The sequence below is a fragment of the Paraclostridium benzoelyticum genome, from assembly GCF_001006285.1.
Taxonomy (GTDB): domain Bacteria; phylum Bacillota; class Clostridia; order Peptostreptococcales; family Peptostreptococcaceae; genus Paraclostridium; species Paraclostridium benzoelyticum.
The window spans coordinates 32,409-52,536 of record NZ_LBBT01000241.1; the positions used below are offsets into that span (position 1 = coordinate 32,409).

Genomic DNA, 20,128 nt, shown 5'->3' on the forward strand with positions numbered 1-20,128 from the left:
CTAACCTAAGAAAGGAGGAAGCACAATGCCAAAATTAAATATATTAAATGTTAATGGACAAAATGTTGGAGAAATCGAATTAGCAGAAGCTATATTCGGTGTTGAAGTTAACGAGCACGTATTATACGAAGTAGTTAAAAATCAATTAGCAAACAAGAGACAAGGTACTCAATCTGCTAAAACTAGAGCAGAAGTTAGAGGTGGCGGAAGAAAACCTTGGAAACAAAAAGGAACTGGTAGAGCAAGACAAGGTTCTATAAGAGCTGTACAATGGGTTGGTGGAGGAGTTGCTTTTGCACCTAAGCCAAGAGATTACAGCTACACTTTACCAAAGAAAGTTAGAAGATTAGCTATAAAATCAGCTTTATCATCTAAAGTTCAAAACAACGAAATAATAGTTTTAGATGCTTTAAACATGGAAGCTCCAAAAACTAAAGAATTCGTTCAAATATTAAAGAACATAAATGCTTCTAAGAAAGCTTTAGTAGTAACAGCTGAAAAGAACGAGAACGTTGTAAAATCAGCTAGAAACATAGAAGGTGTTCAAGCTGCTACAGTTAACACTATAAACGTTTATGACATATTAAAGTACGATACTTTCGTAATAACTACAGATGCAGTTAAGAAAGTGGAGGAGGTGTACGCATAATGACTAATCCACATGATATAATAATGAAACCAGTTGTAACTGAACAAAGTATGACTGAAATGGTTGAGAAGAAATACACTTTTGTTGTTGCTAAAAGCGCAAACAAAACTGAAATAAAGAAAGCTGTAGAAAGCATATTCGGAGTTAAAGTTGATAAAGTAAATACTTTAAACTACGATGGAAAAGTTAAGAGAATGGGTAGAAACGAAGGAAGAACTGCAAGTTTCAAGAAAGCAGTAGTTAAGTTAGCTGCTGATAGTAAAGAAATAGAATTCTTCCAAGGTATGTAATTAACCTTAATAAACAAAGGAGGGAAAACAGATGGCTATAAAAAAGTTTAGACCAACTTCTCCTGCCTTAAGACAAATGACAGTTTTAGTTTCTGATGAAATAACTTGTAATGAACCAGAAAGATCTCTTTTAGTTTCATTAAAAAAGAATTCTGGAAGAAACGTACATGGTAAAATAACTGTTCGTCACAGAGGTGGAGGAAACAGAAGAAAATATAGAATAATAGATTTCAAGAGAAATAAAGATGGAATACCTGCTAAGGTTGCTACTGTTGAGTATGATCCAAATAGAACTGCTAACATAGCATTATTAAACTATGCTGACGGTGAAAAAAGATATATACTAGCTCCAGTTGGAATACAAGTTGGAGATACTATATTATCAGGACCAGAAGCTGATATAAAGCCAGGTAACGCAATGGCATTAAAAGATATGCCAGTTGGTACAGTAGTACACAACGTTGAATTAAAGCCAGGAAAAGGAGCTCAGTTAGTTAGATCTGCTGGAGCATCTGCTCAATTAATGGCTAAAGAAGGAAAAACAGCATTACTAAGATTACCATCAGGTGAAATGAGATTAGTAAGCATAAATTGTAAAGCTACAATAGGACAAGTTGGAAACTTAGAACACGGTAACGTTGTTATAGGTAAAGCTGGTAGAAAAAGACATATGGGTATAAGACCTACAGTTAGAGGTTCTGTAATGAACCCTTGTGACCATCCACACGGTGGAGGGGAAGGTAGATCTCCAATAGGTAGAGCTAATCCAGTTACTCCTTGGGGTAAACCAGCACTTGGATATAAAACTAGAAAGAAAAATAAAGCTTCTGATAAGTTAATCGTATCAAGAAGAACTAAGTAATAGATTTATTTTTGCTCGAAAGGAGGAAATAAAATGTCAAGATCAACTAAAAAAGGACCTTTTATACATGCAAGACTTTTAAAGAAGATAGAAGATATGAATGCTTCTGGAAATAGAGAAGTTATAAAGACTTGGTCAAGATCTTCAACTATATTCCCACAAATGGTTGAACATACAATAGCTGTACATGATGGAAGAAAACATGTGCCAGTTTATATAACTGAAGATATGGTTGGACACAAGTTAGGTGAATTCGTTCCTACAAGAACTTTCAAAGGGCACAAGGACGACGAAAAATCTAATAAGAGAAGATAATTAAAGATCTAACTAAGGAAGGAGGAAATTGTAATGGAAGCAAAAGCTACTGCAAAATACGTACGTGTATCACCTAGAAAAGCAGGTCAAATATGCGGCCTTGTTAGAGGAAAAAATGTTGATGAAGCTTTAGCAATATTAAAGTATACTCCAAGAGGAGCTGCTTCAATAATAGCTAAGGTTGTAAAATCAGCGAAAGCTAATGCAGAAAACAATCACGAGATGGATGTTGAAAATTTATATATAGCTTCAATAGTTGCTAATCAAGGACCAACTATGAAGAGATTCATGCCTAGAGCTATGGGTCGTGCAACTATGATAAGAAAGAGAACTTCACATATAGAGGTTGTTCTTAAAGAGAAAAAATAATAATAGATAGGAGGGAAACACATGGGTCAAAAGGTTAATCCACACGGTTTAAGAGTCGGTGTTATAAAGGACTGGGACTCAAGATGGTTCGCAACTGATAAAAAAGAGTTCGGAAACTTATTATTAGAAGACCATAATATACGTAAATTCTTAAAGAATAAATTATACTCAGCTGGTGTTGCTAAGATAGAAATAGAAAGATCAGCAAACAAATTAAAGCTAGACTTACACGTTGCTAAGCCAGGTGTAGTTATAGGTAAAGGTGGAGCTGGAATAGAAGCTCTTAAAGCTGAGTTAGAAAAAATGACTAAAAAAAATGTTATAGTTAACATAGTAGAAGTTAGAAACCCTGATAAAGAAGCTCAATTAGTAGCAGAAAATATAGCTTTAGCTATAGAAAGAAGGGTTGCTTTCAGAAGAGCTATGAAGCAAGCAATACAAAGAGCTATGAAATCAGGAGTTAAAGGTATAAAAGTATCTGCTTCTGGTAGACTTGGTGGAGCTGAAATGGCTAGAACTGAAGGATACAGCGAAGGAAATGTACCTCTTCAAACAATAAGATCTGACATAGAGTACGGATTTGCTGAAGCAAACACTACTTATGGAAAGACTGGTATCAAAGTTTGGATATGCAACGGAGAAGTTTTACCAACTAGAAACGGTGTAAACCCAAGAGAAGATAGAAGAGATAACAATAGAAGAGATAGAAGAGACAACAGAAGAAACGATAGAAGAAACGACAGAAGAAATGATAGATCTAACAACAACAGATCAAACAACAGAGGACCAAGACCTCAAAGAACTGAGAATAAACAAGCTTAATAGAAGCACAGTTAAGGAAGGAGGAAAATACTCATGTTAATGCCAAAAAGAGTAAAACGTCGTAGAGTACACAGAGGTAGCTTAGCTGGAAAGGCTCATAAAGGTAACAAAGTTACTTATGGAGAGTTCGGTTTAGTTGCTTTAGAGCCATCTTGGATAACTTCTAACCAAATAGAAGCTGCCAGAATAGCTATGACTAGATATATAAAAAGAGGGGGAAAAGTTTGGATAAAGATATTCCCTCACAAACCAGTAACAAGAAAACCTGCAGAAACTCGTATGGGTGCTGGTAAAGGTTCACCAGAATACTGGGTAGCAGTAGTTAAACCAGGAAGAGTTATGTTCGAATTAGCAGGTGTTTCAGAAGATAAAGCTAGAGAAGCAATGAGACTTGCTATGCATAAACTTCCAGTTAAATGTAAGTTTGTGAAACGTGAAGATTTAGAAGTAGAGGGTGGTGAATAGGATGAAAGCTAAAGAACTAAGAGATTTAACAAGCGAAGAGTTAATGAACAAGTTAAATGGTTTTAAAAGTGAATTATTTAGCTTAAGATTCCAATTAGCTACTGGTCAATTAGAAAACACAGCAAGAATCAAGTTCGTTAAGAAAGATATAGCTAGAGTTAAAACTATACTTGCTGAAAGAAAGTTAAACGAAACTAGAGCTTAATTTTGGAAAGGAGGCTGTCAAACATGGAAAGAGGAAGAAGAAAAGTAAGAGTAGGCCGTGTTGTTAGTAATAAAATGGAAAAAACAATAGTTGTTGCTGTTGAAGATTTCGTACGTCATCCATTATATAACAAGCCAGTTAAGAGAACTAAGAAATTTAAGGCTCACGATGAGAACAACGTATGTAGCATCGGAGATAGAGTAAGAATAATGGAAACTAGACCTTTATCTAAAGACAAGAGATTCAGACTAGTTGACGTTATAGAGAAAGTTAAGTAGTTTGTAGAGAAGGAGGGATTACGATATGATACAACAAGAATCACGTCTAAGAGTTGCTGATAACTCAGGAGCTAAAGAACTTTTAACTATCCGTGTATTAGGCGGAAGTAAAAGAAGATATGGTAACATAGGTGACGTTATAGTTGCAACTGTTAAAAGTGCAACACCAGGTGGAGTTGTAAAAAAAGGTAAAGTAGTTAAAGCTGTTATAGTAAGAACTAAGCAAGGCGTAAGACGTAAAGATGGTAGTTATATATCATTCGACGAGAATGCTGCAGTTATCATAAAAGATGATAAAACTCCAGTAGGAACTCGTATATTCGGGCCTGTTGCTAGAGAGTTAAGAGACAACGACTTTATGAAGATAGTATCTCTTGCTCCAGAAGTACTATAATAAGGAGGTGCAATAGGACATGATGCGTGTTAAAAAAGGTGACACTGTTGTAGTTATAGCAGGAAAAGATAAAGGTAAAAAAGGTACAGTTGCTAAGGTTTTCACTAAAACTAATAAAGTATTAGTTGAAGGTGTTAACGTTATAACTAAACACCAAAAGCCAACTGCTGTTAACCCACAAGGTGGAATAATAAATAAAGAAGCCCCAATACACATATCTAACGTAATGCCAGTAGATCCTGAAACAGGAAAAGGTACTAGAGTTAGAGTTGAAGTTAAAGATGGGCAAAAAGTTAGAGTATCAGTAAAGAGCGGAAAAGAATTATAATAAGCTTGAAAGGAGGGACCACAAATGACTTCTAGATTACAAGAAAAATATGTTAAAGAAGTTGCTCCAGCTTTAATGGAGAAATTTGGATACAAAAATGTTATGGAAATACCTAAGTTAGAGAAAATAGTAATAAACATGGGTATAGGTGATGCAAGAGAAAATCCAAAAGGATTAGAAGCTGCAGTTGCAGAATTAGAAATGATATCTGGACAAAAGCCAGTTATAACAAAGGCTAGAAAATCAGTAGCTAACTTCAAATTAAGAGAAGGAATGCCTGTTGGAACTAAAGTTACTTTAAGAGCTGACAAGATGTTCTACTTCATGGACAAGTTAGTAAACATTTCTTTACCAAGAGTTAGGGACTTCAGAGGAGTTAATGCTAATGCATTCGATGGAAGAGGAAACTACGCTTTAGGATTAAAAGAGCAATTTATATTCCCTGAAATAGAGTACGACAAGGTTGACAAAGTAAGAGGAATGGATGTAATATTCGTAACTACGGCTAAAACTGATGAAGAAGCTAGTGAGTTATTAAGATTATTAGGAATGCCATATTCTAAGTAAATAAAGGAGGGATTCCAGTGGCTAGAAAAGCGATGGTTGTAAAACAACAAAAAAAGCAAAAGTACGCAACTAGAGAGTACACTAGATGTACAATATGTGGTAGACCACACTCTGTGCTAAGAAAATTCGGTATATGCCGTATATGCTTTAGAGAATTAGCTTATAAAGGTCAAATACCTGGTGTAAGAAAAGCAAGTTGGTAAGACTTGGTTAAAATGGAAGGAGGTTTACAATTATGACAATGACAGATCCAATAGCAGATATGTTAACACGTATAAGAAATGCTAACATGGTTAAGCATGAAACTGTTGATGTTCCTGCTTCTAATATGAAGAAAGAATTAGCTAGAATCTTATTAGAAGAAGGTTTCATAAGAGGGTACGATGTTATAGAAGATGGAAAGCAAGGAATAATAAGAATACAATTAAAGTACGGACAAATAGGCGAGAGAGTTATAACAGGATTAAAGAGAATATCTAAGCCTGGTATGAGAGTTTACGCTGCTAAAGAAGAATTACCAAAAGTATTAAACGGATTAGGTATATCAATAATATCTACTTCTAAGGGTATATTAACTGACAAGCAAGCTAGAAATGCAGGCGTTGGTGGAGAAGTAATCTGCTACGTTTGGTAATAAAAACGAACAATGTAAGGAGGTGCAACTATGTCAAGAATAGGTGTTAAGCCAATAAACGTTCCTGCAGGTGTTGAAATAACTATAGCTGAAGATAACTTAGTTACAGTAAAAGGACCAAAAGGAACTTTAGAAAAGCAATTCAGTAATGAATTAGCTATAAAAAAAGAAGAAAATACTGTATTAGTTGAGAGACCAACTAATAATAAAAAACATAGATCTTTACACGGATTAACTAGAACTTTAATAGATAATATGGTAGTAGGTGTTACTACTGGATTCGAAAAGAAGTTAGAGTTAGTTGGTGTTGGGTACAGAGCTCAAAAACAAGGAAACAAGTTAGTTATGAACTTAGGATACTCTCATCCAGTTGAGATGGTAGATCCAGAAGGAATAACTGTTGAAGCTCCAAACCAAACTGAATTAGTTGTTAAAGGAATCGACAAGCAATTAGTAGGTAACTATGCTGCTAAGATAAGAGCTTGGAGAGAGCCAGAGCCATACAAAGGTAAAGGTATAAGATACGCTGGTGAAGTTGTAAGACGTAAAGAAGGTAAAACTGGTAAGAAATAATACCAAACATAAAAGCTAGAAAGGAGTGATCTCTGTGTTTAAAAAAGCTAACAAAAACGCAAATAGACTTCAAAGACATAAGAGAGTTCGTAGAAAAATAACTGGAACTACTCAAAGACCAAGATTATGTATATTTAGAAGTTCTAATAACATATATGCTCAAATAATAGATGATACAAACAGAGTAACTGTTGTTTCTGCATCTTCTTTAGAAGCTGAAATAAAAGGTGCTGTTAATCACTGTGGAAATAAAGAAGCAGCTAAAAAAGTTGGAGAACTTGTTGCTAAGAGAGCTGTAGAGAAAGGTATAACTGAAGTTGTATTTGACAGAGGTGGATACTTATATCACGGAAGAGTTCAAGAATTAGCAGAAGGTGCTAGAGAAGCTGGACTTAAGTTCTAATACAAAGGAGGGAAAATAATGCTACGTCGTAAACCAATAGATGCAAGACAACTTGATCTTCAAGAGAAAGTTATCGAAGTAAGACGTGTTACTAAGGTTGTTAAAGGTGGTAGAAACTTTAGATTTGCAGCTTTAGTAGTTGTTGGAGATGAAAACGGACACGTTGGTATAGGTGCTGGTAAAGCTATGGAAGTACCAGATGCTATAAGAAAAGCAGTTGAAGATGCTAAGAAGAATTTAATAACTGTACCTATGGTTGGTACAACTATACCTCACCAAACAAACGGACATTTTGGTGCTGGAAAAATATTAATAATGCCTGCTGCTCAAGGTACAGGAGTTATAGCTGGGGGACCTGCTAGAGCTGTACTTGAATTAGCTGGATTAAAGGATGTTAGAGCTAAATCTTTAGGAACTAACAACCCAAGAAACATGGTAAATGCTACAATAGAAGGTTTAAAATCTTTAAGAACAGCTGAAGATATAGCTAAACTTAGAGGTAAAAAAGTAGAAGATCTTCTAGGGTAAGGAGGTAGTAAAAAAATGGCTAAATTACAAATAAAGTTAGTTAGAAGTACAATAGGAACTACTCCTAACCAAAGAAAGAACGTAGAAGCGTTAGGATTAAGAAAAAGAGAGCAAGTAGTTGTTAAAGAAGACAACGCTCAAATGAGAGGTATAATAGCTAAAGTTAGTCACTTAGTAGAAGTTACTGAAATAGCTGAATAATAATTTAAACAAATACTAAGGGAGGTGCAATCCATGAAGTTACATGAATTAAGACCTGCTGAAGGTGCAGTTTCTTCTAAAAAAAGATTAGGAAGAGGTACTGCTACTGGACAAGGTAAAACTTCAGGACGTGGACAAAAAGGTCAAAAGTCTCGTTCAGGTGGTGGAGTAAGAGTTGGATTCGAAGGTGGACAAATGCCACTTGCTAGAAGACTTCCTAAGAGAGGATTCAAGAATCCTTGTAAGAAAGTTTACTCACTAGTTAACGTAGAAACTTTAAATAGATTCGAAAACGGAACAGAAATAACAGCTGAATTACTTAAGTCAACTGGAGTAATAAGCAAAATAGAAAAAGACGGCGTTAAAATCTTAGGTGAAGGTAACTTAGAAAGAGCTTTAACTATAAAAGCTGCTAAGTTTACTGCTTCAGCGCAAGAAAAAATAGAAAAAGCTGGAGGAAAAGCAGAATTAGTTTAATCTAATCTGCTAACTCTTGGCCATAAGGCAGGGGTGAGTTTAACGTGCTGTCAAACTTAAAACAAGCTTGGAAAATAAAAGATGTAAGAAGAAAAATTTTATATACTTTGATGATGATTGTTATCTTTAGGATAGGATGTACAATTCCTGTTCCTGGAGTTAATAGAGATATTATAAAGGGAATGGTTGACGGAAACGGTCTTCTTTCCCTGTATAATATGTTTACAGGAGGAGCTTTTAGCAACTTTACTTTATTTGCATTAGGAATCAGTCCTTATATAACGGCATCTATAATCATTCAACTTTTAACTATCGGATTCCCATCTCTTGAAGAACTTCAAAAGTCTGGTGAAGAAGGTAAGAAAAAGATAAATAAATACACTAAGTATACAGCATTAGGATTAGCTATAGTACAAGCTATCGGTATAACACTAGGAATAGTGAGACGTGCTTTACAAACAGATAGTGTATTTTTTATAGTTACTGTTATAGTCACATTAATTTCAGCAAGTATGCTTTTAATGTGGATGGGAGATAAGATTACTGAAAAAGGATTAGGTAATGGAAGCTCTGTAATAATATTTATAGGGATTATATCGAGAATTCCTAAAGACATAACTCAATCAATATCTCAATTTGAAAGCGGAAGTGTTGGATTATGGGTATTAATAGTTATGGCTGTAGTATCGCTTCTTACAGTAGCTGCGGTTACATATATACAAGAAGCTACAAGAAAAATACCTGTACAATATGCTAAAAGAGTTGTAGGAAGAAAAACATATGGGGGCCAAAATTCCCATATACCAATGAAAGTAAATCAATCTGGAGTTATTCCAGTTATATTTGCAAGTTCACTGTTAGCTTTCCCTCAAACTATAGCTATATTTATGGGAAAAGATGCTCAAGCATTTGTAACTAAATTCTTATCTCCAAGTGGAGAGCCAGGATTCTGGATATATTTAGTTATAGAAGTTGTGTTAATAATATTCTTCTCTTATTTCTATACTACTATATCATTCAATACTGAAGATATAACTAATAATATGAAAAATAGTGGAGGTTTTATACCAGGTATAAGACCGGGTAATCCAACCATGGATTACTTAAATAGAATATTATCAAGATTAACTTTAGCAGGAGCATTATTCTTAGCTGTTATAGCTGTAATTCCTTCTATAATAGGTAAATTTACTGGCGTACATTTAAGTTTAGCTGGTACATCATTACTTATAGTTGTAGGTGTTGCATTAGAGCTTAAGAGACAGCTAGAATCAAATCTAGTAATGAGAAGCTATCAAGGCTTTTTAAAATAAATGGAGATGATCATATGAGAATAATATTACTTGGACCTCCTGGTGCGGGTAAGGGTACTCAAGCAGCAGGAATAGTAGAAAAATACAATATACCTCATATATCAACTGGAGATATATTCAGAAAGAATATAAAAGAAGGTACAGAACTTGGTAAAAAAGCTAAAGGATATATAGATCAAGGTCTTTTAGTTCCAGATGAATTAACAGTAGGTTTAGTTACTGATAGAATAGCTCAACCTGATTGTGAAAAAGGATTCATGTTAGATGGATTCCCAAGAAATGTAGCTCAAGCTCAACATTTAGATGAATATCTAAAAGAAGTTGGTATATCTTTAGACAAAGTTGTTAACATTGAAGTTGATAAAGATATATTAGTAGGTAGAGCAGTAGGTAGAAGAATCTGCAAATCTTGCGGAGCTACTTACCATGTTGAGTTTAACCCTCCAAAAGTAGATGGCGTATGCGATGTATGTGGAGGAGAACTTTACCAAAGAGCTGATGATAATGAAGAAACTGTATCAAAAAGAATACAAGTTTACTTAGATGAAACTAAGCCTTTAGTTAACTATTATTCTGAAGAAGGTATAATAGCTAATATAAATGGTCAACAATCTATAGAGAATGTATTTGGAGATATAGTTGAGGCTCTAGGAAGTGAAAAATAATGATTATTTTAAAATCTAAGCAAGAGATTGAACTTATGAGAGAATCAGGTAAAATCGTTGCTGAAACACATGAGATTTTAAGAGATGCTATTAAACCGGGAATATCTACTTTAGAGTTAGATGAAATAGCTGAAAATCATATTAGAAAATATAATGCTATCCCATCTTTTAAAGGGTATAACGGATTTAAAGGATCTATATGCGCTTCTATTAATGAAGAAGTTGTACATGGAATACCTGGATCTAAAAATTTAAAAGACGGTGATATTATAAGTATCGATATAGGTGCTTATTTTAAAGGATATCATGCAGATTCAGCAAAAACACATGCGGTAGGCATAATATCTGAAGAGGATAGGAAATTAATAGAAGTAACAAAAGAAAGCTTCTATGAAGGATTAAAGTTTGCTAAACTAGGATGTAGACTTTCTGACATTTCGCACGCAGTACAAACACATGTAGAAAATAACAATTTTTCTGTAGTTAGAGATCTTGTAGGGCATGGGGTTGGTAAACAACTACATGAAGATCCTCAAATACCTAATTATGGACGACCAGGTAAGGGCCCTAAACTTAAAGAGGGTATGGTTCTTGCAATAGAGCCTATGGTTAACTATGGTACACACTATGTTAAAATGTTAGGTGATGGTTGGACAATTGTTACAATAGACTCTAAAAAGTCAGCTCATTATGAGCATACGATAGCTATTACTGAAGATGAACCTTTGATATTAACAAAGTTATAGTCAGAAATGTAGGTGGAAATTATGCTATCAAGTAACATAAGTGTAGGGCAAGTTGTTAAAAATACATCTGGAAGAGATGCTGGGAGATTATTTTTCGTAGTAAAAATAATTGATGATAAGTATGTTCTTATATCCGATGGTAAAAAAAGAAAACTTGAAAATCCTAAACTAAAAAAAGTTAAGCACTTGCAAAAGTATGATATTATTAATTGTATAGTTAAAAATAAGATAGAGTCTAATGAATCTATCACAAATACTTTTTTAAGAGCTGAACTTGGAAAGTTAAACAATGTTTAGCTTATTGAATGGAGGTTTGGTTAGTTAATGGCCAAAAAAGATGTTATAGAATTTGAGGGTACAGTTACAGAAAACTTACCTAATGCTATGTTTAAAGTCAAGCTAGAAAATGGACATGAAGTTTTATGTCATCTTTCTGGGAAGCTAAGAATGAACTTTATAAGGATTCTTGAAGGAGATAAAGTTAATGTTGAGCTTTCTCCATATGACCTTACAAGAGGAAGAATTACTTGGCGTAAGAAGTAGACTATCGATGCTAGTCTATAAGGAGGGATTAATAATGAAAGTAAGACCATCAGTAAAACCAATATGTGAAAAATGTAAAGTAATAAAGAGAAAAGGAAGAGTAATGGTTATATGTGAAAATCCTAAGCACAAGCAAAAGCAAGGTTAATAAATTGTGCTAGCATTTTGTTAAATATTATAGTATAATATCATATTGTGATAATTAACAAACTTTTTTTGGATTTTATATAAACATGAATCGGAATTAACTTATTATTTAAGAAAATTTAATCATGAAAAAAGTTAAAAAAGTTAAGTTGTAGGAGGTGCAAAGTATGGCAAGAATAGCTGGGGTAGATTTACCTAGAGAAAAAAGAGCAGAAATAGGCTTAACATATATCTACGGTATAGGTAAGGCAACTGCTAACGAAATATTAGCTAAAGCTGACATAGATCCTAACGTAAGAATCAAAGATTTATCTGAAGATCAAGTAAATGATTTAAGAAAGATAATAGATAATGATTTCTTAGTTGAGGGAGATTTAAGAAGAGAAATAGCTTTAAACATAAAGAGATTAAGAGATATAAAATGTTACAGAGGTATGAGACATGCTAAAGGTCTTCCTCTAAGAGGTCAAAAGACTAAGACTAACGCTAGAACTAGAAAAGGTCCTAGAAAGACTGTATCTCGTAAGAAGAAGAAGTAATAGTTAGAAGAGGAGGGAAGAATAATGGCTAAACCAAAAAAGAAAGTTACACGTGTTAGAAGAAGAGAGCGTAAAAACATAGAACGTGGACATGCTCATATACAATCAACTTTTAACAATACTATAATAACTTTAACAGACGTTCATGGTAACGCATTATCTTGGGCAAGTTCTGGACAATTAGGATTCAAAGGATCAAGAAAAGCAACTCCATTTGCATCTCAAATGGCTGCTGAAACAGCTGCTAAAGCTGCAATGGAACACGGATTAAAGACTGTAGAAGTATTCGTAAAAGGACCAGGTTCTGGTAGAGAAGCTGCTATAAGAGCTTTACAAGCAACTGGATTAGAAGTAACTATGATAAAAGACGTTACTCCAATACCACACAACGGATGTAGACCACCAAAAAGAAGAAGAGTGTAATATAGGAGGTGTAATTAATGGCAAGATATACAGGTGCATCATGTAGACAATGTCGTAGAGAAGGAATGAAGTTATTCCTTAAAGGTGACAGATGTTATACTGACAAATGTGCTATAGTTAAGAGAAACTATGCTCCAGGACAACATGGACAAGGAAGAAAGAAAGTTTCTAACTATGGATTACAATTAAGAGAAAAACAAAAAGTTAAGAGAATATACGGAGTTTTAGAAACTCAATTCAGAAATTTATATGAGCGTGCTGAGAAAACACCTGGAATAACAGGGGAAAACTTATTAAGCTTATTAGAAAGAAGATTAGACAACGTAGTTTACAGAATGGGATTAGCATCTTCTAGAAAAGAAGCTAGACAATTAGTAAGACACGGTCACTTCACTTTAAACGGACATAAGGTAGATATACCTTCTTTAACAGTTTCTAATGGAGATGTTATAGCTGTTAAAGAAACATCTAAATCTTCTGCAAAATTCAAAGGATTAGTTGAAAATAGCTCAAGAATAGCTCCTAAATGGTTAGATGCTAGCTTAGAGAACATGACAGCTTCTGTTGTTGCTAATCCAGGAAGAGAAGATATAGATCTTGAAATAGCTGAACACTTAATAATAGAGCTTTACTCTAAGTAATAAGTATAGTTATAAAAAATATTTTAAGATTTTGTTTACCCTCAGTGGATTAATAAATTTTAAGGAGGGTTTTGTCCATGATAGAAATAGAAAAACCAAGAGTAGATATAATTGAAATTAGCGAAGACCATAGATATGGTAAATTCGTTATAGAGCCTCTAGAGAGAGGTTATGGAATAACTATAGGTAATGCACTAAGAAGAATATTATTATCTTCTTTACCAGGAGTAGCTGTTAACTCTATAAGAATAGATGGAGTTCTTCATGAATTCTCAACAGTGTCTGGTGTTAAAGAAGATGTTACAGAAATAATATTAGCATTAAAAGAATTATCAGCTACTATAGATGGTGAAGGAAGTAGAACACTTAAAATAGAAGCACAAGGACCATGCACAGTAACAGGAGCTGACATAATATGTCCTCCAGATGTTGAAATAATAAGCAAAGACTTACATATAGCTACGCTAGATGATAATTCTAAGCTTAACATGGAAATATCTGTTAATAAAGGAAGAGGTTATGTATCTTCTGAAGACAATAAAACAGAGCATATGCCTATAGGAGTTCTTCCTGTAGACTCAATATATACTCCTGTTGAAAAAGTTAGCTACCATGTAGAAAATACTAGAGTTGGTCAAAAATCAGATTACGATAAATTAATACTTGAAGTTTGGACTAATGGAAGTATAAATCCTCAAGAAGGAATATCACTTGCAGCTAAGGTTCTAGTTGAACATCTAAATCTATTCATAGATTTAACAGAGCATGTAAGCAATGTTGAAATAATGGTAGAAAAAGAAGAAGATCAAAAAGAAAAAGTTCTTGAGATGACTATCGAAGAACTTGACTTATCAGTTAGATCTTACAACTGTTTAAAGAGAGCGGGAATAAATACAGTTGAAGAACTAGCTAATAGATCTGAAGAAGATATGATGAAAGTTAGAAACTTAGGTAAAAAGTCATTAGAAGAAGTTATCCAAAAGTTAGAAGAACTTGGATTAAATCTTAAACCAAGCGAAGAGTAAGCGCAAAGGAGGGATAAGCATGGCTAAGTACCGTAAATTAGGACGTGTAACTGCTCACAGAAATCTTATGTTAAGAAACTTAGTAACAGACTTACTAAGAAATGGAAAAATAGAAACTACAGTTACTAGAGCAAAAGAAACTCGTAGAATGGCAGAAAAGATGATAACTCTTGCTAAGAGGGGAGATCTTCATGCTAGAAGACAAGTTTTAGCTTATGTTTTAGATGAGACAGTAGTTAACAACTTATTCACTGATATAGCTCCAAAATATGCAGAGAGAAACGGTGGATACACTAGAATAATGAAAATGGGACCAAGAAGAGGCGACGCTGCTGAAATGGCTCTAATAGAATTAGTATAGTATATAAAGGATTAGGCTTAGCCTAGTCCTTTTTTTATATTTAATAAAAATGTTAATATACAAAAACGATAATAAGTTATAAGGAATTATTTTATACTTGAATAAAAAAACTAACAAAATTATGAAATTACTTGAGTTATAAATTAAATTGTCCGTTTAGTTATGAAGGTAAATAAATTTTTATTTTATAAATGAGTTTTGAAATTTGATGAAGATAAAATGAAATATAAAGTCATACACATATATTTTAGGTGGATTTTTATATTAATTTAGAATTTAAATTGTGTTATAATACAATAGAAATTGTAAATTAAGAGCACTACTAACAAAAGGAGAAAAGTTTATGAAAGTTAATGATATAGTAAGTGTTGAAGATATTTCATTTGAATATGTAACAGAAGAGGATAAGTTTAAAGCTATAGACAACTTGAGTTTAAATGTAAAGCAAGGAGAGTTTGTTGTAGTTATAGGTCATAATGGATCGGGAAAATCAACTCTTTCTAAAAACTTAAATGCAATTCTTATGCCAACGAGTGGAAATATTTATATAAATGGATTAAATACAAAGGAAGAAAAAAATCTGTGGGATATTAGACAAACTGCAGGTATGGTATTTCAAAACCCAGACAATCAAATTGTTGCCACTATAGTAGAAGAAGATGTTGCATTTGGACCTGAAAATTTAGGCATAGATCCCCCAGAAATAAGAAAAAGAGTAGAAGAGTCTCTTAAAAGTGTGGGGATGTATGAAATGAGAGGTAGACAACCTCATTTACTATCAGGAGGACAGAAACAAAGGGTAGCAATAGCGGGGATAATAGCTATGAAACCTAAATGTATAATATTTGATGAGGCTACAGCTATGTTAGATCCATCTGGAAGAAAAGAAGTAATGAAAACAATTAGAAGATTAAATAAAGAAGAAGATATAAGCATAATGCATATAACTCATTTTATGGAAGAAGCAGTTGATGCAGATAGAGTTATTGTTATGGAAAAAGGGAAAAAAGTATTGGAAGGTGCTCCTAAAGAAGTTTTTTCTAAAGTAGAAATGTTAAAAAATATAGGCTTAGATGTTCCGTGCATGACTGAATTAAGTAAAGAACTTAAAGAAGAAGGATTAGATATAGATGGAGATATATTAACTGTAGATGAGATGGTGGTGAAACTATGTCAATTGTAATAAAAAATTTAACTCATATATACAATGAAGGATTACCATTTGAAAGTAGAGCCTTAGATGATATAACATTAGAGATTAAATCAGGTGATTTTGTTGGTTTAATAGGTCATACAGGTTCTGGAAAATCTACTTTAATTCAACATTTAAATGGAATTCTTAAACCTTCATCGGGAAAAATTTTAATAAATGAATTTGATATAACCGATAAAAATTTAAACTTAACAGATATAAGAAAAAAAGTAGGTGTTGTATTCCAATATCCTGAGTATCAGCTATTTGAAGAAACTGTCGAAAAGGATATAGCTTTTGGACCTTCAAATTTAGGTTTAGGAGAAGAAGAGATAAGCAATAGGATTAAAGCATCTATGGAAGCTGTCGGACTTGATTATGAAGCGTTTAAAGATAAATCGCCTTTTGAGTTATCAGGAGGACAAAAAAGAAGGGTAGCAATAGCTGGAGTTATAGCTATGAATCCAGAAGTGTTAATACTAGATGAACCAACAGCAGGATTAGACCCAAAAGGTAGAGATGAAATTTTTAAATTAATAAAAGACTTACATGAAGAAAAAAATATGACCATAATATTATCTTCTCATAGCATGGATGACATGGCTAAGTTAGTAAAAACTATAATAGTTATGAATTCAGGTAAGGTTGAGTTTATGGGACCCACAAGAGAAGTGTTTAATAATCACTCTAGTAGACTTAAAGAGATTGGCTTAGATATACCTCAAGTATTGGAATTATCTATAAAATTAAAAGAACATGGGTTTGAGATAAAAGAAGATGCAATTACTATAGAAGAAATTAAAAACGAAATAATAAGAGTTATGAGAGGTAAGGGAAAATGTTAAAAGATATAACAATAGGCCAATATTATCCTACAAACTCGAGTATTCATAAGTTAGATGCTAGAGTTAAGCTTATAGCAACGTTTATATTTATGATATCTTTGTTTATAATAAATAAATTTTGGCCATATTTAATAGTGGTAGCAAGCTTGATTGCAGTAATAGGTTTATCTAAAATACCAGTAAAGTTCATTATGAAAGGATTAAAACCTTTAAAATGGATTATAATATTTACATTTGTAATTAATATATTTTTTATACCTGGAGACCCTATATGGTCATTTGGATTTGTAAAGATAACATACCAAGGTGTTAGTCAAGCTATATTTATGGCTTTAAGACTTATATTTTTAGTTGTAGGGACATCTCTTTTAACACTTACTACATCACCTATAGAACTTACAGATGGTATAGAGAGACTATTGAATCCTTTTAAAAAAATAGGATTTCCAGTTCATGAGTTAGCTATGATGATGACTATAGCTCTAAGATTTATACCTACTTTATTAGATGAAACAGATAAAATAATGAAAGCTCAAATGTCTAGAGGAGCAGATTTTGAAAGTAAAAATATCATAAATAGAGCTAAGAACCTAGTTCCACTATTAATACCTTTATTTATTAGTGCTTTTAGAAGGGCTGATGAGCTAGCTATGGCTATGGAAGCTAGATGTTATAGGGGTGGAGATAATAGAACTAAGATGAAAGAGTGTATAATGACTAAAGCAGATTATATAGCATATGTTGTACAAGTTTTATACTTAGGAATTGTAGTGTTTATAAGATTTGTTTAAAGAGGTATAATATGAGAAATATAAAATTAACTATCCAATATAATGGTAAAAGATTTTGTGGATGGCAAAAGCAAAATGATTCATTGGGTATTCAAGGTAATATTGAACAATCAATAAAAGATATAACTAATGAGAGTGTAAAAATAACTGGATCTGGAAGAACAGATGCAGGGGTTCATGCGTTGGGACAAGTTGCAAATTTTAATACGGAGTGTAATATTCCTATTGAAAAAATACCTAATGCATTAAATTCTAAGTTGCCGAAAGATATAGTTATAATAAATGCAGAAGAAGTTAATTTAGATTTTCACTCTAGATATTCAGCTAAAGGAAAAAGATATAGATATATTATATATAATAACCGATATAGAAGCCCTATATATAGTGATATTTCTTATTTTGTAAAATATGATTTAGACTTTGAAAAGATGAAAAAAGAAGCTGAATCATTAAAAGGAACACATGATTTTAAGGTATTTATGAGCTCGGGATCAAGTGTTAAAGACACAGTTAGAACTATTTATGATATAGATATTTCAAAGTGTGAAGACTTGATAGTTATAGAAATTGAAGGGAATGGATTTTTATATAATATGGTTAGGATTATAGTTGGAACGTTAGTTGATATAGGAAGAGGGAAAATAGATAATAGCATGTCGAGCATAATAGAATCAAAGTTGAGATCGATGGCAGGACATACAGCTCCAGCCCACGGATTATTTCTCAAAAAAGTTGATTATTAGCTTGACACACTAGGGTGCATGTATTAAAATATACAAGAGTGTGTTAATAAGTCCACTTGCCCCGGACTTGACATAGACGGTAAAATATCATATGGAAATAAGATAAGGAGGGACTTGTAATGAAAAGTTATATAGCTAAACCAGCTGACGTACAAAGAAAATGGTACGTAGTTGATGCTGAAGGAAAAACATTAGGTCGTATGGCTACTGAAATAGCTACAATATTAAGAGGAAAGCATAAACCAACTTTCACTCCTCACGTTGATGGTGGAGATTTCGTTGTTGTTGTAAATGCTGATAAAGTAGTTTTAACAGGAAAGAAATTAGATCAAAAGATGTACAGATACCACACTGGATATGTAGGTGGATTAAAAGAAATAACATATAGAGAAATGATGGAAAAGAAACCTGAAGAGGTTGTTATGCATGCTGTTAGCGGTATGTTATGTAAGAACAAATTAAGAAGCAGAATGATGACTAGATTAAGAGTATTTGCTGGACCAAACCACGGACACGAAGCTCAAAATCCAGAAGTTTTAAACTTTAAATAATCATAACGGGTGAAAGGAGGAGTTAATCATGGCTAACGTTCAATACTATGGAACAGGAAGAAGAAAACACTCTGTAGCAAGAGTAAGATTAGTTGCAGGTGAAGGAAATATAATAGTAAATGGAAGAAAAGTTGAAGAATTCTTCAACTATGAAACTTTAATAAGAGATGTTAAACAACCATTAGTTTTAACAGGAACTGAAAACAAATACGATGTTATAGTAAAAGTTGAAGGTGGAGGATTCACTGGACAAGCTGGAGCTATAAGACATGGTATATCTAGAGCTTTATTAACAGTAGATGCTGAGTTAAGACCAGCTTTAAAGAAAGAAGGTTTCTTAACTAGAGATGCTAGAATGAAGGAAAGAAAGAAATACGGATTAAAGGCAGCAAGAAGAGCTCCACAATTCTCAAAGAGATAATTATATATGTTTACTCAAAGACTTTGGAATATTCCAAAGTCTTTTTTTATATAATATATGGGGTGATATTATATGAAATATATTAAGCATGTAAGTTTGATTGGAGCTCTTTTATGTTTTTTGGCTATATTTATATTTGAAGTCAAAAAGAATTCCCAAGATGTATTGACTTATATGCCTGTAACTAATAAGGTTATTCTTTTAGATGCGGGACATGGAGGTATAGATCCAGGTGCTTTGAGTGATGATGAGTCTGTTGAAGAAAAAGATATAAACTTACAAATAACGTTGAAGCTAAGAGAGTTGTTAGAATCAAGTGGATGTTTAGTATTATTAACTAGAGAAGATGATATTAGTTTGTACGAAGAGAGCCCAGATAAGACAACTAGACAGAAATATAATGAAAACTTAAAAAATAGGAAGAAAATGATTGAAGAATCAGGGGTAGATGCTTTTGTATCTGTTCATCTAAATAAATTTGAACAGAGCAAATATTATGGAGCTCAAACTTTTTATCCTCAAGGACAAGATGATAGCAAATTGTTATCGAAATTTATTCAAGATGAATTAAAGAGAGTTGTAGATGAAACAAATCAAAGAGAAGTTAAACCAAGTAATGATATTTATTTATTGAAGGATAATAAAATACCTTCAGTGTTAATAGAGTGTGGTTTTTTATCTAATGAGAAAGAATCTAAACTATTGAATGATGAAAAATATCAAGAAAAAGTAGCTTGGGCTATATATGCAGGTATTCAAAAATATTTTGGAACAAATGTACATAATTAAATTGAAATATGTAAAAAATAACTTATATATTTA

37 protein-coding genes are annotated in these 20,128 nt (G+C 32.9%); all 37 read left to right on the forward strand.

The genetic code is table 11. The features are described 5' to 3' along the window. Positions 1–25: 25 nt before the first annotated feature. Positions 26–649: a 50S ribosomal protein L4 gene (rplD, locus tag VN21_RS12105; RefSeq protein WP_021431504.1), complete on the forward strand. Its 624-nt coding sequence runs from the start codon at positions 26–28 to the stop codon at positions 647–649. Beyond that, positions 649–939 (forward strand): 50S ribosomal protein L23, encoded by a 291-nt coding sequence (gene rplW, locus VN21_RS12110; RefSeq protein ID WP_025162559.1) that lies wholly within the window; start codon positions 649–651, stop codon positions 937–939. The genes rplD and rplW overlap by 1 nt, the downstream gene beginning before the upstream one ends. Positions 940–970: 31 nt before the next feature. After that, positions 971–1,801 (forward strand): 50S ribosomal protein L2, encoded by an 831-nt coding sequence (gene rplB, locus VN21_RS12115; RefSeq protein ID WP_025162560.1) that lies wholly within the window; start codon positions 971–973, stop codon positions 1,799–1,801. 33 nt (positions 1,802–1,834) lie between these two features. Further along, the gene (rpsS, locus tag VN21_RS12120) at positions 1,835–2,116 is read left to right on the forward strand and encodes a 30S ribosomal protein S19 (protein WP_021428212.1); all 282 of its coding nucleotides are present in this window, start codon (positions 1,835–1,837) and stop codon (positions 2,114–2,116) included. A gap of 33 nt (positions 2,117–2,149) precedes the next feature. Further along, positions 2,150–2,485, forward strand: a complete 336-nt coding sequence (gene rplV / locus VN21_RS12125; RefSeq protein ID WP_021428211.1) for a 50S ribosomal protein L22 — start codon at positions 2,150–2,152, stop codon at positions 2,483–2,485. A 21-nt stretch (positions 2,486–2,506) separates the two neighbouring features. Further along, positions 2,507–3,307 (forward strand): 30S ribosomal protein S3, encoded by an 801-nt coding sequence (gene rpsC, locus VN21_RS12130; RefSeq protein WP_021428198.1) that lies wholly within the window; start codon positions 2,507–2,509, stop codon positions 3,305–3,307. Positions 3,308–3,340: 33 nt separating this feature from the next. Next, positions 3,341–3,772, forward strand: a complete 432-nt coding sequence (rplP, locus tag VN21_RS12135) for a 50S ribosomal protein L16 (protein WP_021428207.1) — start codon at positions 3,341–3,343, stop codon at positions 3,770–3,772. A 1-nt stretch (position 3,773) separates the two neighbouring features. Further along, a complete protein-coding gene (gene rpmC / locus VN21_RS12140) occupies positions 3,774–3,977 on the forward strand; it encodes a 50S ribosomal protein L29 (protein ID WP_021122014.1) in 204 nt (67 codons plus the stop codon). Positions 3,978–4,000: 23 nt separating this feature from the next. Then, positions 4,001–4,255 (forward strand): 30S ribosomal protein S17, encoded by a 255-nt coding sequence (rpsQ, locus tag VN21_RS12145; RefSeq protein ID WP_021428205.1) that lies wholly within the window; start codon positions 4,001–4,003, stop codon positions 4,253–4,255. A gap of 25 nt (positions 4,256–4,280) precedes the next feature. Next, positions 4,281–4,649, forward strand: a complete 369-nt coding sequence (gene rplN, locus VN21_RS12150; protein WP_021122016.1) for a 50S ribosomal protein L14 — start codon at positions 4,281–4,283, stop codon at positions 4,647–4,649. A gap of 22 nt (positions 4,650–4,671) precedes the next feature. Next, positions 4,672–4,977: a 50S ribosomal protein L24 gene (rplX, locus tag VN21_RS12155; protein ID WP_021428210.1), complete on the forward strand. Its 306-nt coding sequence runs from the start codon at positions 4,672–4,674 to the stop codon at positions 4,975–4,977. A 24-nt stretch (positions 4,978–5,001) separates the two neighbouring features. After that, positions 5,002–5,544, forward strand: a complete 543-nt coding sequence (gene rplE, locus VN21_RS12160; protein WP_021431508.1) for a 50S ribosomal protein L5 — start codon at positions 5,002–5,004, stop codon at positions 5,542–5,544. A gap of 17 nt (positions 5,545–5,561) precedes the next feature. After that, positions 5,562–5,747: a type Z 30S ribosomal protein S14 gene (locus tag VN21_RS12165; protein ID WP_021127555.1), complete on the forward strand. Its 186-nt coding sequence runs from the start codon at positions 5,562–5,564 to the stop codon at positions 5,745–5,747. A gap of 32 nt (positions 5,748–5,779) precedes the next feature. After that, positions 5,780–6,178, forward strand: a complete 399-nt coding sequence (gene rpsH / locus VN21_RS12170) for a 30S ribosomal protein S8 (RefSeq protein WP_021428203.1) — start codon at positions 5,780–5,782, stop codon at positions 6,176–6,178. Between the two features lie 30 nt (positions 6,179–6,208). Next, positions 6,209–6,751, forward strand: coding sequence for a 50S ribosomal protein L6 (gene rplF, locus VN21_RS12175; protein WP_046823507.1), 543 nt, complete (start codon positions 6,209–6,211; stop codon positions 6,749–6,751). Positions 6,752–6,785: 34 nt separating this feature from the next. Beyond that, entirely contained in the window at positions 6,786–7,154 is a 369-nt protein-coding gene (gene rplR, locus VN21_RS12180; protein WP_021428220.1) for a 50S ribosomal protein L18, read from the forward strand. 18 nt (positions 7,155–7,172) lie between these two features. Beyond that, the gene (rpsE, locus tag VN21_RS12185; protein ID WP_021428196.1) at positions 7,173–7,682 is read left to right on the forward strand and encodes a 30S ribosomal protein S5; all 510 of its coding nucleotides are present in this window, start codon (positions 7,173–7,175) and stop codon (positions 7,680–7,682) included. 15 nt (positions 7,683–7,697) lie between these two features. Then, entirely contained in the window at positions 7,698–7,883 is a 186-nt protein-coding gene (rpmD, locus tag VN21_RS12190) for a 50S ribosomal protein L30 (RefSeq protein ID WP_021127557.1), read from the forward strand. Between the two features lie 33 nt (positions 7,884–7,916). Further along, on the forward strand, positions 7,917–8,360 hold the full coding sequence (rplO, locus tag VN21_RS12195; RefSeq protein WP_021428219.1) for a 50S ribosomal protein L15: 444 nt from the start codon (positions 7,917–7,919) through the stop codon (positions 8,358–8,360). Between the two features lie 44 nt (positions 8,361–8,404). Continuing rightward, entirely contained in the window at positions 8,405–9,673 is a 1,269-nt protein-coding gene (gene secY / locus VN21_RS12200) for a preprotein translocase subunit SecY (protein WP_046823508.1), read from the forward strand. 14 nt (positions 9,674–9,687) lie between these two features. Beyond that, entirely contained in the window at positions 9,688–10,338 is a 651-nt protein-coding gene (locus VN21_RS12205; RefSeq protein ID WP_046823509.1) for an adenylate kinase, read from the forward strand. Beyond that, positions 10,338–11,084, forward strand: a complete 747-nt coding sequence (map, locus tag VN21_RS12210) for a type I methionyl aminopeptidase (protein ID WP_046823510.1) — start codon at positions 10,338–10,340, stop codon at positions 11,082–11,084. The genes VN21_RS12205 and map overlap by 1 nt, the downstream gene beginning before the upstream one ends. Before the next feature lie 21 nt (positions 11,085–11,105). Further along, positions 11,106–11,381, forward strand: a complete 276-nt coding sequence (locus tag VN21_RS12215) for a KOW domain-containing RNA-binding protein (RefSeq protein WP_046823511.1) — start codon at positions 11,106–11,108, stop codon at positions 11,379–11,381. Between the two features lie 27 nt (positions 11,382–11,408). Then, positions 11,409–11,627: a translation initiation factor IF-1 gene (infA, locus tag VN21_RS12220; protein ID WP_021122032.1), complete on the forward strand. Its 219-nt coding sequence runs from the start codon at positions 11,409–11,411 to the stop codon at positions 11,625–11,627. A 34-nt stretch (positions 11,628–11,661) separates the two neighbouring features. Beyond that, positions 11,662–11,775, forward strand: coding sequence for a 50S ribosomal protein L36 (gene rpmJ, locus VN21_RS12225; protein WP_003373491.1), 114 nt, complete (start codon positions 11,662–11,664; stop codon positions 11,773–11,775). 166 nt (positions 11,776–11,941) lie between these two features. After that, positions 11,942–12,313 carry a 30S ribosomal protein S13 gene (gene rpsM, locus VN21_RS12230; RefSeq protein ID WP_021122034.1) on the forward strand — a complete coding sequence of 124 codons (372 nt, stop codon included), beginning with the start codon at positions 11,942–11,944 and terminating at the stop codon, positions 12,311–12,313. Positions 12,314–12,337: 24 nt separating this feature from the next. After that, entirely contained in the window at positions 12,338–12,736 is a 399-nt protein-coding gene (gene rpsK, locus VN21_RS12235; protein ID WP_021428214.1) for a 30S ribosomal protein S11, read from the forward strand. 17 nt (positions 12,737–12,753) lie between these two features. Continuing rightward, positions 12,754–13,377: a 30S ribosomal protein S4 gene (gene rpsD / locus VN21_RS12240; protein WP_021428209.1), complete on the forward strand. Its 624-nt coding sequence runs from the start codon at positions 12,754–12,756 to the stop codon at positions 13,375–13,377. 77 nt (positions 13,378–13,454) lie between these two features. Beyond that, positions 13,455–14,402 (forward strand): DNA-directed RNA polymerase subunit alpha, encoded by a 948-nt coding sequence (locus VN21_RS12245; protein ID WP_046823512.1) that lies wholly within the window; start codon positions 13,455–13,457, stop codon positions 14,400–14,402. A gap of 19 nt (positions 14,403–14,421) precedes the next feature. Then, the gene (gene rplQ / locus VN21_RS12250) at positions 14,422–14,763 is read left to right on the forward strand and encodes a 50S ribosomal protein L17 (protein WP_046823513.1); all 342 of its coding nucleotides are present in this window, start codon (positions 14,422–14,424) and stop codon (positions 14,761–14,763) included. Between the two features lie 343 nt (positions 14,764–15,106). Then, on the forward strand, positions 15,107–15,946 hold the full coding sequence (locus VN21_RS12255; protein WP_046823514.1) for an energy-coupling factor transporter ATPase: 840 nt from the start codon (positions 15,107–15,109) through the stop codon (positions 15,944–15,946). Next, positions 15,934–16,800: an energy-coupling factor transporter ATPase gene (locus VN21_RS12260; RefSeq protein WP_021428217.1), complete on the forward strand. Its 867-nt coding sequence runs from the start codon at positions 15,934–15,936 to the stop codon at positions 16,798–16,800. Before VN21_RS12255 ends, VN21_RS12260 begins: the two co-directional genes overlap by 13 nt. Beyond that, positions 16,794–17,591, forward strand: coding sequence for an energy-coupling factor transporter transmembrane component T family protein (locus VN21_RS12265; RefSeq protein ID WP_046823515.1), 798 nt, complete (start codon positions 16,794–16,796; stop codon positions 17,589–17,591). The genes VN21_RS12260 and VN21_RS12265 overlap by 7 nt, the downstream gene beginning before the upstream one ends. A gap of 11 nt (positions 17,592–17,602) precedes the next feature. Continuing rightward, entirely contained in the window at positions 17,603–18,334 is a 732-nt protein-coding gene (gene truA / locus VN21_RS12270; RefSeq protein ID WP_046823516.1) for a tRNA pseudouridine(38-40) synthase TruA, read from the forward strand. Between the two features lie 119 nt (positions 18,335–18,453). After that, complete coding sequence (gene rplM / locus VN21_RS12275) at positions 18,454–18,885, forward strand: 50S ribosomal protein L13 (RefSeq protein WP_021428215.1); 432 nt, start codon at positions 18,454–18,456, stop codon at positions 18,883–18,885. 28 nt (positions 18,886–18,913) lie between these two features. Beyond that, the gene (rpsI, locus tag VN21_RS12280) at positions 18,914–19,306 is read left to right on the forward strand and encodes a 30S ribosomal protein S9 (protein WP_021431517.1); all 393 of its coding nucleotides are present in this window, start codon (positions 18,914–18,916) and stop codon (positions 19,304–19,306) included. 72 nt (positions 19,307–19,378) lie between these two features. Next, a complete protein-coding gene (cwlD, locus tag VN21_RS12285; protein ID WP_046823517.1) occupies positions 19,379–20,095 on the forward strand; it encodes an N-acetylmuramoyl-L-alanine amidase CwlD in 717 nt (238 codons plus the stop codon). The last annotated feature ends 33 nt before the right edge of the window (positions 20,096–20,128 follow it).

What these genes read in the sequence shown, in the direction of transcription:
- rplD (WP_021431504.1), top strand. Translation starts at nt 26, where the DNA reads ATGCCAAAATTAAATATATTAAATGTTAATGGACAAAATGTTGGAGAA.
- rplW (WP_025162559.1), top strand. Translation starts at nt 649, where the DNA reads ATGACTAATCCACATGATATAATAATGAAACCAGTTGTAACTGAACAA.
- rplB (WP_025162560.1), top strand. Translation starts at nt 971, where the DNA reads ATGGCTATAAAAAAGTTTAGACCAACTTCTCCTGCCTTAAGACAAATG.
- rpsS (WP_021428212.1), top strand. Translation starts at nt 1,835, where the DNA reads ATGTCAAGATCAACTAAAAAAGGACCTTTTATACATGCAAGACTTTTA.
- rplV (WP_021428211.1), top strand. Translation starts at nt 2,150, where the DNA reads ATGGAAGCAAAAGCTACTGCAAAATACGTACGTGTATCACCTAGAAAA.
- rpsC (WP_021428198.1), top strand. Translation starts at nt 2,507, where the DNA reads ATGGGTCAAAAGGTTAATCCACACGGTTTAAGAGTCGGTGTTATAAAG.
- rplP (WP_021428207.1), top strand. Translation starts at nt 3,341, where the DNA reads ATGTTAATGCCAAAAAGAGTAAAACGTCGTAGAGTACACAGAGGTAGC.
- rpmC (WP_021122014.1), top strand. Translation starts at nt 3,774, where the DNA reads ATGAAAGCTAAAGAACTAAGAGATTTAACAAGCGAAGAGTTAATGAAC.
- rpsQ (WP_021428205.1), top strand. Translation starts at nt 4,001, where the DNA reads ATGGAAAGAGGAAGAAGAAAAGTAAGAGTAGGCCGTGTTGTTAGTAAT.
- rplN (WP_021122016.1), top strand. Translation starts at nt 4,281, where the DNA reads ATGATACAACAAGAATCACGTCTAAGAGTTGCTGATAACTCAGGAGCT.
- rplX (WP_021428210.1), top strand. Translation starts at nt 4,672, where the DNA reads ATGCGTGTTAAAAAAGGTGACACTGTTGTAGTTATAGCAGGAAAAGAT.
- rplE (WP_021431508.1), top strand. Translation starts at nt 5,002, where the DNA reads ATGACTTCTAGATTACAAGAAAAATATGTTAAAGAAGTTGCTCCAGCT.
- rpsH (WP_021428203.1), top strand. Translation starts at nt 5,780, where the DNA reads ATGACAATGACAGATCCAATAGCAGATATGTTAACACGTATAAGAAAT.
- rplF (WP_046823507.1), top strand. Translation starts at nt 6,209, where the DNA reads ATGTCAAGAATAGGTGTTAAGCCAATAAACGTTCCTGCAGGTGTTGAA.
- rpsE (WP_021428196.1), top strand. Translation starts at nt 7,173, where the DNA reads ATGCTACGTCGTAAACCAATAGATGCAAGACAACTTGATCTTCAAGAG.
- rpmD (WP_021127557.1), top strand. Translation starts at nt 7,698, where the DNA reads ATGGCTAAATTACAAATAAAGTTAGTTAGAAGTACAATAGGAACTACT.
- rplO (WP_021428219.1), top strand. Translation starts at nt 7,917, where the DNA reads ATGAAGTTACATGAATTAAGACCTGCTGAAGGTGCAGTTTCTTCTAAA.
- VN21_RS12205 (WP_046823509.1), top strand. Translation starts at nt 9,688, where the DNA reads ATGAGAATAATATTACTTGGACCTCCTGGTGCGGGTAAGGGTACTCAA.
- map (WP_046823510.1), top strand. Translation starts at nt 10,338, where the DNA reads ATGATTATTTTAAAATCTAAGCAAGAGATTGAACTTATGAGAGAATCA.
- VN21_RS12215 (WP_046823511.1), top strand. Translation starts at nt 11,106, where the DNA reads ATGCTATCAAGTAACATAAGTGTAGGGCAAGTTGTTAAAAATACATCT.
- infA (WP_021122032.1), top strand. Translation starts at nt 11,409, where the DNA reads ATGGCCAAAAAAGATGTTATAGAATTTGAGGGTACAGTTACAGAAAAC.
- rpmJ (WP_003373491.1), top strand. Translation starts at nt 11,662, where the DNA reads ATGAAAGTAAGACCATCAGTAAAACCAATATGTGAAAAATGTAAAGTA.
- rpsM (WP_021122034.1), top strand. Translation starts at nt 11,942, where the DNA reads ATGGCAAGAATAGCTGGGGTAGATTTACCTAGAGAAAAAAGAGCAGAA.
- rpsK (WP_021428214.1), top strand. Translation starts at nt 12,338, where the DNA reads ATGGCTAAACCAAAAAAGAAAGTTACACGTGTTAGAAGAAGAGAGCGT.
- rpsD (WP_021428209.1), top strand. Translation starts at nt 12,754, where the DNA reads ATGGCAAGATATACAGGTGCATCATGTAGACAATGTCGTAGAGAAGGA.
- VN21_RS12245 (WP_046823512.1), top strand. Translation starts at nt 13,455, where the DNA reads ATGATAGAAATAGAAAAACCAAGAGTAGATATAATTGAAATTAGCGAA.
- rplQ (WP_046823513.1), top strand. Translation starts at nt 14,422, where the DNA reads ATGGCTAAGTACCGTAAATTAGGACGTGTAACTGCTCACAGAAATCTT.
- VN21_RS12255 (WP_046823514.1), top strand. Translation starts at nt 15,107, where the DNA reads ATGAAAGTTAATGATATAGTAAGTGTTGAAGATATTTCATTTGAATAT.
- VN21_RS12260 (WP_021428217.1), top strand. Translation starts at nt 15,934, where the DNA reads ATGTCAATTGTAATAAAAAATTTAACTCATATATACAATGAAGGATTA.
- VN21_RS12265 (WP_046823515.1), top strand. Translation starts at nt 16,794, where the DNA reads ATGTTAAAAGATATAACAATAGGCCAATATTATCCTACAAACTCGAGT.
- truA (WP_046823516.1), top strand. Translation starts at nt 17,603, where the DNA reads ATGAGAAATATAAAATTAACTATCCAATATAATGGTAAAAGATTTTGT.
- rplM (WP_021428215.1), top strand. Translation starts at nt 18,454, where the DNA reads ATGAAAAGTTATATAGCTAAACCAGCTGACGTACAAAGAAAATGGTAC.
- rpsI (WP_021431517.1), top strand. Translation starts at nt 18,914, where the DNA reads ATGGCTAACGTTCAATACTATGGAACAGGAAGAAGAAAACACTCTGTA.
- cwlD (WP_046823517.1), top strand. Translation starts at nt 19,379, where the DNA reads ATGAAATATATTAAGCATGTAAGTTTGATTGGAGCTCTTTTATGTTTT.